We start from the raw sequence: 12,822 nt of genomic DNA on the forward strand, positions 1-12,822 counted from the left end.
GGGAGTCCCGCCGGAGCCGTGAGGCCGCGGAGCCGTCTCGCTAGCCTCGACGCATGAGCACCCTCGCACCACCTCCCCGGGCCCTCGCGAGCGGAGTCGCGGGGGGCCTGCTCCTGATGGCGGTCTTCACGATGTGGTGGGCGAGCGACACCACGGTCGGCTGGCCGGCTCCGGTGGCGACGACCGCCGTGACCGTCTGCGCGCTCGCGGCCGTGGTCTTCGCCGTGCAGGCCGTCCGCCTCCTCGTCGCCCGGCGGAGGATGGCGGTGGAGCTCACCGACGCCGACCGCGCGGCGAAGCCGAACGGTCTGCTGTTCGGGGCGGTCTTCGCCGCGGAGGGCGTGCTGATCGGTGTCGCGGTGGGCGTCCTCACCGGCACCGGGCTCGACCGGTTCCTCGTGCCGGCCATCGCCGTGATCGTGGGCCTGCACTTCTACCCGATGGCGAGGATCTTCGGCCGGACCCTCGACCTCTGGCTCGCCACCTGGACGACGCTGGTCGGCGCGATCGGAGTCGTCGTGGTCCTCGTCGACGGCTCCGCCTGGCCGCTGGTGTGGTCCTGGGTCGGCGCGGGGGCCGCAGCGGCCACGGTGACCTACGGCGTCTACATGAGCCGGATCGCCCAGCACCTGCTCGCGAGCGTCTGAGGTCCGGGGTCGCGGGGCCGTCCTCCTCGGGCGGCCGCGTCTCCGCCCGGCCGGTCCGGCCTCCGTCCCCGCCGCTCCCGCCGGTGCGTCGACCCGTGCAACGTCGTGCAACCCCCCGCGACGTAGCGTCAGGACCGGGCGCCCACCCCGCGCCCACGACAACGACGTCGATGGAGGTCCACATGACGCTGTACGCCGACCAGGTCGCCGAGCAGGCACCGCAGGAGCCCGGTTCCACGGTCTACGCGAATCCAGGCACGGAGGGATCCGTCGCCTCCTTCCGCTCGCGCTACGACCACTACATCGGAGGCGAGCACGTCGCCCCCGCGAGCGGCCAGTACTTCGAGAACATCACCCCGATCACCGGGAAGCCCTTCTGCGAGATCGCCCGCGGCACCGCCGCCGACGTCGACCGCGCCGTCGAGGCGGGCTGGAAAGCGTTCGCGAGCTGGGGGAAGACCAGCCCCGCCGAGCGCTCGAACATGCTCCTGAAGATCGCCGACCGCATGGAGGCGAACCTCGAGCTGCTCGCCGTCGCCGAGACGTGGGAGAACGGCAAGCCCGTGCGCGAGACCCTCGCCGCCGACATCCCCCTCGCCATCGACCACTTCCGCTACTTCGCCGGAGCGATCCGCGCGCAGGAGGGAGGCGTCTCCGAGATCGACCACGACACGATCGCGTACCACTTCCACGAGCCGCTGGGCGTGGTCGGGCAGATCATCCCCTGGAACTTCCCGATCCTGATGGCCGTGTGGAAGCTCGCGCCGGCGCTCGCCGCAGGCAACTGCGTAGTGCTGAAGCCGGCCGAGCAGACGCCGGCGTCCATCCACGTGCTGCTCGACCTGATCGGCGACCTCATCCCCGCCGGCGTGCTCAACGTCGTCAACGGATTCGGGTTCGAAGCGGGCGCCCCGCTCGCCTCCCACCCGCGCATCCGCAAGATCGCCTTCACCGGCGAGACGACCACCGGCCGCCTGATCATGCAGTACGCCAGCGAGAACCTCATCCCGGTGACGCTGGAGCTGGGCGGCAAGAGCCCCAACGTGTTCTTCGCCGACGTCGCCGCGGAACGCGACTCCTTCTACGACAAGGCGCTCGAGGGCTTCTCGTTCTTCGCCCTCAACCAGGGCGAGGTCTGCACCTGCCCGTCGCGGGCGCTCGTGCAGCGCTCGATCTACGACGACTTCGTCGGAGACGGCCTCGAGCGGGTCAAGCGGATCAAACAGGGCAACCCGCTCGACACCGCCACGATGATCGGCGCCCAGGCCTCGAACGACCAGCTCGAGAAGATCCTCTCCTACATGGACATCGGCAAGCAGGAGGGAGCGAAGCTGCTCATCGGCGGCGACCGCGCCGACCTCGGCGGCGAGCTCAGCGGCGGCTACTACGTCAACCCGACCGTGTTCGAGGGCCGCAACTCGATGCGCATCTTCCAGGAGGAGATCTTCGGACCCGTCCTCGCCCTCACCTCCTTCGACGACTTCGACGACGCGATCGGCATCGCCAACGACACCCTCTACGGCCTCGGCGCCGGAGTGTGGAGCCGCAACGGCGCCCAGCTCTACCGCGCCGGCCGGGCCATCGAAGCCGGCCGCGTCTGGTCGAACACCTACCACCAGTACCCCGCGCACGCGGCATTCGGCGGCTACAAGCAGTCGGGCATCGGACGCGAGAACCACAAGGTGATGCTCGACCACTACCAGCAGACGAAGAACCTCCTCGTCTCCTACGCGGAAGGACCGATGGGCTTCTTCTGAGCTGGTTCGCACGGGCTCCTCGTTCCTCGTCGCCCGTGCCGCGGTCGGCTCGCCGACGTGGCCGGGTGGGGAGGAGCGGGGAGCGTCCGCACCGAGACGGATCCGCTGGCACGCGGATCCGCCGTTCGGTGCTCGGCCCTTCGGGCGAGGCACCTGACGGCGCGCGGGAGAACGGTGCTCGGCCCTTCGGGCGAGGCATCTGGCGGCGCGCGGGAGAACGGTGCTCGGCCCTGCGGGCGAGGCACCTGGCGGCGCGTGGAAGAACGGTGCTCGGCCCTGCGGGCGAGGCACCTGGCGGCGCGTGGAAGAACGGTGCTCGGCCCTGCGGGCGAGGCACCTGGCGGCGCGCGGGAGAACGGTGCTCGGCCCTTCGGGCGAGGCATCGGACGAGGGGGCGCCCCCTCATGTTGATCGAGTAGTCCGCGCTGCGGCGTATCGAGACGCCGCCCGGTGGAGCGTCCGCCGTCAGCGGTCGGGCGCACACAGACATTCCGCACCACGAGCGAAGGAGCACCACCCATGACCTCCACGAGGGTCGACGTCACTGCGGAGGCGGCAAGCATGCTCCGCCGGATGACGGCGCTGCACGGGCCGCTCATGTTCCACCAGTCGGGCGGATGCTGCGACGGCAGCTCCCCGATGTGCTTCCCCGCCGGGATGTTCCGCACCGGCGCCTCGGACGTGCTCGTCGAGTCGCTCCGGCTCGACGGCCTGGACCCGATCGACTTCTGGATGTCCCGCTCCCAGTTCGAGTACTGGAAGCACACCCACCTCACCGTCGACCTCGTCGACGGGCGGGGCAGCGGATTCAGCGTCGAAGCCCCCGAGGGCAAGCGCTTCATGATCCGCAGCCGACTGCTCACCGACGACGAGCTCGTCGAGTTCGGGCTGCTCCCCGCCGGAGCCGTCGAGCCCTGAGCCGGCTTCCCTGACCCGTTCCCCCTGACCCGTTCCCGTCGCAGATCCTCGCCGACCGGCGACATCCCGGTCCAGCGGTGTCAGCCGCCCGGAGCGGGAGCGGGCGGCGCCTTCCCCGTGCTCAGCTGCACGCCCACCACCGAGCCCTTGTCCACGCGGGTGCCCGCGGCCGGACCTGTGCCGGCCACGGTGTTCATCGGCTGCGTCGAGTCGACCTGCGACGTCGCTCCGGGAGTGAGCCCTGCGGCGGTCAGCGCCTGCGCGGCGGAGTCGCTGGTCCGGCCCGACAGGTCCGGCACGGTGACCTGCGGCGCCGCGACGAGCGACTGGTCGGCCTGCGGGAAGTCGGAGCCGCCGTAACGGGAGTCGATCGCCGTCATCAACGGCTTCCAGATCCGGTGGCGTGCCGAGGGCGCCCAGCCGCTGTCGAAGTCGATCGAGTCGAGGTTCACCCTCGACCCGTCCGCGCGTGCCGAGATGCTGCCGACCCAGACCGCGAGGGAGGTCTCGGTCGAGGCCCCGATGGCCCAGGTGTCGGCGGAGTTGTCGGTGGTGCCCGTCTTGGTGATGTGCTGGATGCCGTTCTTCGGATCGTCCTCGACGCCCGTGCCCTCCGCGGTCACCTTGAGCATCGTGTACTGCATCGCCGACGCGACCCTCGACGACACCGCCCGGCTGCAGGTCGTCTCCACCGGCTCTATCTCGCGGCCGTCCGCTCCGACGATCGCCGTGATCGCGACGGGGGTGCAGGTCGTGCCGTTCGCGGCGATGCCGGAGTAGGCGGTCGCCATGGTGAGCGGTGCGATCTCGTTGGTGCCGAGGACCGCTCCCGGCGACTGCACGAGCGCGGTCCCGTCCGCGCGGTGCACTCCGAAGGCCTCGGCCTGCTTGCGGATCTCGCACTGGTCGAGCAGGTGCGACATCCCGGTGAAGCCCGTGTTCAGCGAGTAGATCGTCGAGTACAGCGCCGTCTGGGTGTCGGTGTAGCCGCCGTCGCCGGCGTTCTTGGGGTTGTAGGAGTCGTAGTCCCAGGTGCCCTCGCAGCTGTCGGCGAAGCCGGTCCAGTTCTTCTGCTTCGAGTCGAACTGCTCGAGCAGGGTGTGCCCGCGGTCGAGCCATTCGGCGAGCGTGAACACCTTGTAGGCGGAGCCGGTCTGGAAGCCGTTGCCGCCGCCCGCGGACGCGTCGACGTTGAGGTTGATCGCCGAGAACTCCGGCCCGCTCGCGATCACGTCCGGGTCCTGGCTGTAGCGCTTGTTCTGCACCATCGTGAGGATGCGCCCGGTGCCGTTCTGGACGGCGACCGCCGTCGCCCCGACGTCGAAGCGCGGATCGGAGGAGGGGACCTGCTCGTCCATCAGCTCCTGCGCGGTCCTCTGCAGATCGAGATCGATCGTCGTGTAGACCTTGATCCCGCCCTGCTTGATCGCCGCGTAGCGCTCGTCGTCGGTCGCTCCGAGCGCCGGGTCGTCTCGGAGGACGTGGGTCACGTAGTCGCAGAAGTAGGCCGCGCTGCCGGCCGTCTGGCAGCCGGTGGACGGCGGGGTGATGTCGGGGGTGATCGGCTCGGCGGCCGCGGCGTCGTGCGCGGCCTGGTCGATGCTCCCCGTCTCGAGCATCCGGTCGAGGATGTAGTCGCGCCGCTCCCGGGTCTGCGCGTAGCCGTTCGCTTCGCCGTTGGCCGTGTCGTCCGGACGGTCGAAGCGGAACTTCTCGGGGTTGTTCACGATGGCCAGGAGCGAGGCGGACTGCGCGAGGGAGAGGTCGGCCGCCGGGATGCCGTAGTAGTACTCCGCCGCGGCCTCGATGCCGTAGACGGTGCCTCCGAACAGCGCGATGTTGAGGTAGCCGAGGAGGATGTCGTCCTTCGAGGACACCTTCTCGAGCCCGATCGCGAGCCGCATCTCCTTGAGCTTGCGCTCGGCCGTGGTCGCCGTCGCCTCCGCGTACGCGCGGTCGCGGTCCGCCTCGTCCGGGATCGACTCGGCCTTCTGCACCAGCACGTTCTTCACGTACTGCTGCGTGATCGACGAGCCGCCCTGGGTGTCGCCGTCGAGGAGGTAGGTGCTGGCGATGGCGCGGAGGGTGCCCTGCAGGTCGATCCCGCCGTGGTCGTAGAAGCGCGGGTCCTCGCTCGCGACGAGCGCGTCCTTCACGGAGTCGGCGATCCGGTCGGCCGGCACCTCGATCCGGTTCTGGTCGTAGAAGGAGGCCAGCAGCGTCGGATCGTCCGGGTCGCCCGCGTAGACGTCGCTCTTCTGCATCAGGCGCCCGACCTCGAGGTAGCTCGGGAGGGACTGGAACGCCGAGATGGTGCCGGAGGTCGCCGCGCCGGTGAGCGCGGCGGCGGGGGCGACCACGAGCGAGGCGAGCAGACCCGCCAGGACGCTGACGATCACGAATCCGAACAGCGCGCCGAGAGCCCCGTGGACGGTTCGACGGGGCTGGAAGACGGGGACGTTCGGTCGCTTCAGGATGGATCCTCTCGCTGCACCAGCACCCTAGGCGAGGCCTGCGACATCCCCGACAAGGCGCGCCACGGCCGCGCCGGACGCCCGTCCGCCCGGAGTCGGCGCGACGGCGCCCGCGCAGGCCCGGCGCCTGCGACAGCAGAAGGGGCCGACCCCGGAGGGATCGGCCCCTTCACGGGACGGGCGACGTCTCTACTCGATCAGGTCGCCGTTCAGGTCCGAGATGTCGTTCGGATTGGCCGGAGCCTTGCCCGTGCTCACCTGGAGGGGGATCACCCCGCCGGCGACCGCCGTCTCCTCCGCGCTCGGCGTCGTCGACACGACGGAGCCCTCCGGGATCGTCGCGGAGTCGACCGACTCGTGCATCCCGACGACGAAACCGGCGGCGGTGAGGATCGCCGTGGCGCTCTCGACCGTCTCGCCCGTGACGTCGGGGACCTCGGAGTTCGCCGCCGATCGCGGCGAGTACGCGAGCATCGAGGCCGGCGGTGCCGTGAAGTCGTCGCCGCCGTACTTCTCGTCGAGCGCCGTCATGATCGGCTTCCAGATGGCGTGCCGGGCGTTGGAGGCGCGGATGGTCCCCTTCTCGCCCGTCAGGCTGATGAAGCGCAGGTTCTGCTTGGTGTTGTCGGCGAAGCCGTTGATGCTGCCGACCCAGACCGCCAGGGAGGCGGCCTTGCTGGCGCCCGCCGTCCACACGTCGGCGGCCTCGTCGGTGGTGCCCGTCTTGCCGATGTGCTCGATCCCGTCGAAGGGGTTCGAGGCGTAGGCCGTTCCGGAGGTCATCACCCGCTGCATCGCGTACTGCATCCCTCGGGCGACCTCGGGCGACACGGAGGGCGTGCACGCCGATGCCGGGGCGGCGACGGCGTTGCCCTCGCTGTCGGTGATCCGGTCGATGACGATCGCCGAGCAGGTCGTGCCGTCGTTCGCGATCCCCGCGTAGGCGTTGGCCACCGTCAGCGGCGCGATCTCGTTCGTACCGAGGACCGAGGCCGGCCCGTTGGCGAGCTCGCGGCCGTCGGCGCGGTGCATCCCGAACGACTCGGCGGTGGTGCGGATGTCACAGAGGTCGAGCTGCTGCGCCATTCCCATGAAGCCGGTGTTGATCGAGTTCGTGGTCGCGCCGAGCGCGCTCATCGAGCTCGCGTCCTCCGACGGGTCGTCGTTGCGAGGCGAGAACTTGCCGTAGTAGCCGCCGTCGCCCTCGACGTTGCACTTCTGAGGGTAGGAGCTGAAGCCGGAGGTGGGGGAGGCGAACGACTCGTTGACGGTGTGCCCCGCCTTCAGCCACTGCGCCAGCGTGAACACCTTGTAGGTCGATCCGGTCTGCACGCCGGAGCCGCCGCCCATGCTGAGGTCGACGTTGAGGTTGATCGCGCTGTAGCCGGGGTTCGCGGCGAGGAACTGCTCGTCCTGGCTGTACTGCGTGTTCTGCACCATGGAGAGCACGCGGCCCGTCTTCGCCTCGACGGAGGCGGCCGTCGCGCCGACCTGGAAGCGCGGGTCGACGGAGGGGATGTAGGCGTTGAGCGCCGCCTGGGAGACCTGCTGGATGTCGAGGTCGAGGGTCGTCACGACGTCGAAGCCGCCCTGGCGGATGCGCTGGTAGCGCTCGTCGTCGGTCGCCCCGAAGACGGAGTCGTTGCGGAGGACGTTCAGCACGTAGTCGCAGAAGTACGCGGCGTTGCCGGCGGTGGTGCAGCCGGTCGAGGGCTCCGTGATGTTCGGGGTGATCGGCTCGGCGACGGCGGCGTCGTGCGCGGCCTGGTCGATCCGGCCGTGCTTGAGCTCCTCCGACAGGATGTAGTCGCGGCGCTCCTTGGTGGCGGCGTAGCCGTTGGCGGCGCCGTTCGCCTCGTCGCCCGGGTTGTCGAAGCGGAACTTCGCCGGGTTGTTCACGATCGCCAGCAGCGCGGCCGCCTGCGAGGTCGAGAGCTGGCTCGCGGGGATGCCGTAGTAGTAGTTCGCCGCGGCCTCGATGCCGTAGACGGTGCCCCCGAAGAGGGCGATGTTGAGGTAGCCGAGCAGGATGTCGTCCTTCGACGCCTCCTTCTCGAGTCCGATCGCGAGGCGCATCTCCTTGAGCTTGCGCTCGGGGGTCGGGTCCGTCGCCTCCTGGTAGGCCTTGTCGCGCGCGGCCTCGTCGGTGATCGACTCCGCCTTCTGCACCAGGACGTTCTTGACGTACTGCTGCGTGATCGACGACCCGCCCTGCAGGTCGTCGCCCGTCAGCGTGACGGCGATGGCCCGGAGCGTGCCCTGGAGGTCGATGCCGCCGTGCTCGTAGAAGCGCGGGTCCTCGCCGGCGACGGCGGCGTCCTTCGCGGACTGCGCGACGTCGTCCCAGCCGACCTCCACGCGGTTCTGGTCGTAGACGGAGGCGAGGAGGGTCGTCCCGTCGCTCGCGTAGACGTTGGTGCGCTGCATCAGCTGGCCCACGTCGAGGTAGCCCGGCAGGTTCTGGAACATGCCGATCGTGTTGCTCGTCGCCAGGCCCGTCAGCGCGAGAGCCGGCGTGACGCCGACGGTGATCAGGACGCCCGCCACGGCGCTCATCCCGATGAACCCCATGACCGCCCGCAGCGACATCCCGAGCGGCCGGACGGAGCGGCGGGATGCAGTGGGAAGTGCCATGGAGCGGTCGTCCTTTCGACGCGGCGCGGGGCCGCGGAGATGTGAGGGAGGGTGGCGAGAAGCCTCGCGAGCAGTCGCGCGATCCCCCGAGTTCATGGTACGTGACGGGTGCGCCCGCGGGGCGTCCTCCTCCCGGTGGAGATGAGGAGCTGGCGGGTGATGCGCAGGAGCGGGCGCGTCCGGAGTGCTGACCTCGGGTCGATGCATCCGTATCGTGGGGGGAGCGCCGCTCCGAGGGGCGCTGCAGCACCCGTTCCACCCACCGCTCCGGGGCCCCGGGCGGCCGGCCCCGGCAGAAAGCGCACACCATGGCACGCATCCACGACGACGTGACCCAGCTCGTCGGCAGGACCCCTCTCGTCCGCATCAACCGGCTGGAGGGCGCCGACCAGGCGACGGTCCTCGCCAAGCTCGAGTTCTACAACCCCGCGAACAGCGTGAAGGACCGCATCGGCGTCGCCATCATCGACGCGGCCGAGGCCTCCGGCGAGCTGCACCCCGGCGGGACGATCGTCGAGGGCACGAGCGGCAACACCGGCATCGCGCTCGCGATGGTGGGCGCCGCCCGCGGCTACAAGGTCGTCCTCACGATGCCCGAGACGATGTCCGTCGAGCGCCGGGTCCTCCTCCGCGCCTACGGAGCCGAGATCGTGCTCACCCCCGGCAGCGAGGGCATGCGCGGAGCGGTCGAGCGCGCCCGCGCGATCGTCGACGAGACCCCCGGCGCGATCCTCGCCCGCCAGTTCGAGAACGCCGCCAACCCCGAGGTGCACCGCCGCACCACCGCGGAGGAGGTCTGGGAGGACACCGACGGCGAGGTCGACGTCTTCGTGGCCGGCATCGGAACCGGCGGCACCATCACCGGAGTCGGCCAGGTGCTCAAGGAGCGCAAGCCCGGTGTGCAGATCATCGGAGTGGAGCCGATCGACTCCCCGCTCCTCACCCAGGGCACCGCCGGTCCGCACAAGATCCAGGGCATCGGCGCCAACTTCGTCCCCGCGATCCTCGACCGCGAGGTCTACGACGAGATCATCGACGTGACGCTCGACGACTCCGTGCGGGTGGCCCGCGAGATGGCCGCGCAGGAGGGGATCCTCGGCGGCATCTCCTCCGGCTCGATCATGTGGGCCGCCCTCGAGGTCGCGAAGCGCCCCGAGAACGCGGGGAAGACCATCGTCGCCATCGTCTGCGACTTCGGCGAGCGGTACATCTCGACCGTCCTGTACGAGGACCTCCGCAGCTGAGCCCCTCGAGACGAGGCGGGACGCCCCGCTCCGGACGCGACGGTCGGCCGGAGCGCCGCGTCCCGTCCGGACCGGAGCGTCCCGGGCTCCTCGCCCTGCTCCGCGAGGACGTCCGCACCGCCCGGGAGCGCGACCCCGCCGCCCGGAGCGCGGTGGAGGTCGTCCTCTCCTACCCGGGAGTGCATGCGGTCTGGGTGCACCGCGTCGCGCACGCCTGGTGGCGGCGGGGCCTCCGCCTGCCCGCCCGGCTGCTCAGCCAGGCGGCGCGCGCGGCGACCGGAGTGGAGATCCACCCCGGTGCGACCATCGGCCGGCGTCTGTTCATCGACCACGGCATGGGCGTCGTCATCGGCGAGACCGCGCGGATCGGCGACGACTGCATGCTCTACCACTCCGTCACGCTGGGCGGGAGGTCGGCCCGGCGCGAGCGTCGGCACCCCACGCTCGGCGACCGGGTGGTCGTCGGCGCCGGCGCGGTCGTCCTGGGCCCGCTCGTGCTCGGATCCGACGTCAGCGTGGGCGCGAACGCCGTCGTGGTGAAGGACGCGCCCGACGGGGCGGTGCTCGTCGGCATCCCGGCCCGCGATCTGCGCGATCAGGGCGGGGAGGAGGACCCGCTCGCCGAGTCCGGCCGCTCCACCGGCCCGGCGGGACGCGTCTAGCCGGCGACGCTCAGTCGTCGCCCCTCGGCGAGATGTCGCGCGGGGCGGTCTTGATCTGCGCGAAGGCGTCCAGTGCGTGCGCCCGCGTCTCCTTGAGGTCGACGAGGGGCGCCGGGTAGCCGTCCGCGCCTCCGGTCAGCGTGTCCCCTAGCGTCCACGGCTCGTGCACGGCGGCGCCCTCGACTCCGCCGAGCTCCGGCACGTTGTGGCGGATGTACTCGCCGGCCGGGTCGAACTTCCTCGACTGCGTGACCGGGTTGAAGACCCGGAAGAACGGCGACGCATCGGCTCCCGAGCCCGCGACCCACTGCCAGTTCGCGGCGTTGCTCGCTGGGTCCGCGTCCACCAGGGTGTCCCAGAACCACTCCTCGCCCACCCGCCAGTCGACCAGCAGGTTCTTGATCAGGAACGACGCGGTCACCATCCGGACCCGGTTGTGCATGTAGCCGGTGCTCCAGAGCTCGCGCATGCCGGCGTCCACCAGGGGGTAGCCGGTGCGCCCCTGGTGCCAGGCGTCGATCGCCTCCTGGCCGGGGCGTCCCCACGGGAAGGAGTCGAACCGGGTGTCGAAGTTCGCGGTCGCCAGATCCGGCCAGTGGAACAGCAGGTGGTAGCAGAACTCGCGCCAGAGCACCTCGGAGAGGAACCGGTCGCTGCCGTCGCCGCGGTGCAGGCCCTTCGCGTGCGCCTCCTCCAGGGCGTGCCACACCTGGAAGGGGCTGATCTCGCCCCACCTCAGGTGCGGGGAGAGGTTCGAGGTGGCGTCCTCCGCCGGCCGGTCGCGACCGTCGGCGTAGTCGTCGAGCTGCTCCGCGAGGAACGCGCGCAGCCGGTCGGCCGCCGCCTTCTCGCCGGGGACCCAGCGCTCGCGCAGCCCTCCCGCCCAGTCGGGACGCGTGGGCAGCAGCTCCCAGTCGTCGAGGGAGTCGGAGGCGATCTCTCCCGTGACGCCGTCGAGCGAGCGGGGGCGGGGGAGCGGCGCGCGCGGCGTCGGCTTGGCGCGGCAGGCGCGGGCGAAGGGCGTGTAGACGGAGTAGGGGCCGCCCGCGCCGGTCTGCACGGTCCACGGCTCGAACATCAGCGAGCCCTGGTGGCTCTCGGCCTCGAGGCCGCCGTTGCGGAGCGATTCCTTCGCCGCCGCGTCGACGGTGCGCTCGGCCCTCCCGTAGCGGCGGTTCCAGTGCACGGCTCCGGCGCCGATCTCCTCGGCGAGCTGGAGGACGACGGCCTCGGCCGGCCCGCGGCGCAGGATCAGCGGGGCGCCGTGCTCGCGCAGGTCGGCGGCGAGGGCTGCGAGGCTGCCGTGCAGCCACCAGCGGGAGGCGCCCCCGAGCGGACGGATGCCCGCCGACTCCTCGTCGAGCACGTAGCAGACCGCGACGGGGCCGCCACGGTCGATCGCGGCGCGCAGAGCGGGGTTGTCGGCCAGGCGCAGGTCGTCGCGGAGCCAGACGAGGGTGGGGGAGGTGTCACTCATGGTGACCACCATGATCCGCGAGTCCCGCGCCGCGGCGAAGACCTGGCCGGTCGCTGCGGCCCGTGCTAGCGGGGACGGATCAGGCGGAGGCGATGCCGTCGCGGAGCTTGTCGCAGAGCGCGGTCAGCTGCTTCAGCTCGTCCTCGTCGAGGACGCCGCCGACCTGCTCCGAGATGGTCCTCATGTGGGTGAGCGCGACGCGGCGGAAGAGCGCGTAGCCCTCGTCGGTGATCGCGATGATCGTGCCGCGGGCGTCCGCCGGATCCTCGCTCTTCTCGACGCAGCCGCGGGCGGCGAGCCGGTCGATCAGCCTGCTGACGCTGGGCTGCGTCAGGAGGACGTGCCGGTTCAGGTCGCGCAGCCGTGCGCGCCGACCGGGCTGCCGGGTGAGGTTGAAGAGCACGTCGTACTCGTTCATCGAGATCTCCCGCGAGGGGAACTCGGTGCTCAGGGTGCGCATCACCTGGACCTGGGCGCGGAAGAGCGACTCCCAGGCGGCGACGGCCTCTCTCGACCCCACTGGTCCTCCTTCACGGCACTCAGGAAGCGGTTCCCTGACATCCAGACGCCGTACAGCCTACGCCGGGGTGCTGGGAGGAGGGGAGTCGGAGGAAGGGGGCCGGGGGAACGACAGAAGGCCGGCCGCTGAGGCGAGCGGCCGGCCTTCATTCCCTTGCACCAAGAGTGTCCTGCAATCACTTCTCGCGCTTCCCGCCACAGCAAACGGTCGACGCACTTGAACTATATAACGACCCGGTAACGACGCAACCCTCTCTTTCCTGAATCCTCCCTGAGCCGCCCCGCCCCGCCCGTCGCCGCGCCCGCCCGCGCTCCGCACGACTCTCTCCTGACCCAGGACGCCCCGTCTGCTGCCTCCGACGTCCGCACCGAACCGCAGCCCATCCCTGACCGTCGACGGACACGACGAGCACCCCCTGCCCTCGTCCCCCGCCTCCGCGCCGTCCCCCAGGGCACCGAGGCCCGCGGCTTCGCCCTCTACGTCGGCATC

9 protein-coding genes are annotated in these 12,822 nt (G+C 71.0%); 5 read left to right on the forward strand and 4 right to left on the reverse strand.

Annotation, left to right across the window (positions count from 1 at the left end; translation table 11 throughout):
• Window positions 1-53 precede the first annotated feature (53 nt).
• The 3 genes from C5C35_RS01615 (at window position 54) to C5C35_RS01625 (ending at window position 3,322) form a co-directional block, all read left to right on the forward strand.
• Entirely contained in the window at window positions 54-647 is a 594-nt protein-coding gene (locus C5C35_RS01615) for a hypothetical protein (protein WP_104262392.1), read from the forward strand.
• 182 nt (window positions 648-829) lie between these two features.
• Window positions 830-2,404 (forward strand): aldehyde dehydrogenase family protein, encoded by a 1,575-nt coding sequence (locus C5C35_RS01620; protein WP_104226069.1) that lies wholly within the window; start codon window positions 830-832, stop codon window positions 2,402-2,404.
• A 519-nt stretch (window positions 2,405-2,923) separates the two neighbouring features.
• The gene (locus C5C35_RS01625) at window positions 2,924-3,322 is read left to right on the forward strand and encodes a DUF779 domain-containing protein (RefSeq protein ID WP_104262393.1); all 399 of its coding nucleotides are present in this window, start codon (window positions 2,924-2,926) and stop codon (window positions 3,320-3,322) included.
• A gap of 80 nt (window positions 3,323-3,402) precedes the next feature.
• Here C5C35_RS01625 and C5C35_RS01630 read toward each other — a convergent pair whose 3' ends face one another.
• Together C5C35_RS01630 and C5C35_RS01635 are read right to left on the reverse strand one after the other, a co-directional pair.
• On the reverse strand, window positions 3,403-5,721 hold the full coding sequence (locus C5C35_RS01630) for a transglycosylase domain-containing protein (protein ID WP_104262394.1): 2,319 nt from the start codon (window positions 5,719-5,721) through the stop codon (window positions 3,403-3,405).
• Window positions 5,722-5,985: 264 nt separating this feature from the next.
• Entirely contained in the window at window positions 5,986-8,430 is a 2,445-nt protein-coding gene (locus C5C35_RS01635) for a penicillin-binding protein (protein WP_159939720.1), read from the reverse strand.
• Between the two features lie 308 nt (window positions 8,431-8,738).
• Between C5C35_RS01635 and cysK the strand changes: the two genes are divergently transcribed.
• Both cysK and epsC read left to right on the forward strand, forming a co-directional pair.
• Entirely contained in the window at window positions 8,739-9,674 is a 936-nt protein-coding gene (gene cysK, locus C5C35_RS01640; protein WP_104237779.1) for a cysteine synthase A, read from the forward strand.
• 95 nt (window positions 9,675-9,769) lie between these two features.
• Entirely contained in the window at window positions 9,770-10,336 is a 567-nt protein-coding gene (gene epsC, locus C5C35_RS01645; protein ID WP_104262415.1) for a serine O-acetyltransferase EpsC, read from the forward strand.
• Between the two features lie 10 nt (window positions 10,337-10,346).
• Here epsC and C5C35_RS01650 read toward each other — a convergent pair whose 3' ends face one another.
• Together C5C35_RS01650 and C5C35_RS01655 are read right to left on the reverse strand one after the other, a co-directional pair.
• Window positions 10,347-11,813 (reverse strand): deoxyribodipyrimidine photo-lyase, encoded by a 1,467-nt coding sequence (locus C5C35_RS01650; RefSeq protein WP_104262416.1) that lies wholly within the window; start codon window positions 11,811-11,813, stop codon window positions 10,347-10,349.
• 79 nt (window positions 11,814-11,892) lie between these two features.
• The gene (locus tag C5C35_RS01655; protein ID WP_104226067.1) at window positions 11,893-12,273 is read right to left on the reverse strand and encodes a MarR family winged helix-turn-helix transcriptional regulator; all 381 of its coding nucleotides are present in this window, start codon (window positions 12,271-12,273) and stop codon (window positions 11,893-11,895) included.
• Window positions 12,274-12,822 lie beyond the last annotated feature (549 nt).

This window comes from Rathayibacter sp. AY1F8 (assembly GCF_002932165.1).
Lineage (GTDB): Bacteria > Actinomycetota > Actinomycetes > Actinomycetales > Microbacteriaceae > Rathayibacter.

Bases quoted from the DNA above. Each gene is read 5' to 3' on its own strand.
- C5C35_RS01620 (WP_104226069.1), top strand. From the start codon at position 830: ATGACGCTGTACGCCGACCAGGTCGCCGAGCAGGCACCGCAGGAGCCC.
- C5C35_RS01635 (WP_159939720.1), bottom strand. From the start codon at position 8,430: ATGGCACTTCCCACTGCATCCCGCCGCTCCGTCCGGCCGCTCGGGATG.
- C5C35_RS01650 (WP_104262416.1), bottom strand. From the start codon at position 11,813: ATGAGTGACACCTCCCCCACCCTCGTCTGGCTCCGCGACGACCTGCGC.
- C5C35_RS01625 (WP_104262393.1), top strand. From the start codon at position 2,924: ATGACCTCCACGAGGGTCGACGTCACTGCGGAGGCGGCAAGCATGCTC.
- C5C35_RS01615 (WP_104262392.1), top strand. From the start codon at position 54: ATGAGCACCCTCGCACCACCTCCCCGGGCCCTCGCGAGCGGAGTCGCG.
- cysK (WP_104237779.1), top strand. From the start codon at position 8,739: ATGGCACGCATCCACGACGACGTGACCCAGCTCGTCGGCAGGACCCCT.
- C5C35_RS01655 (WP_104226067.1), bottom strand. From the start codon at position 12,273: ATGCGCACCCTGAGCACCGAGTTCCCCTCGCGGGAGATCTCGATGAAC.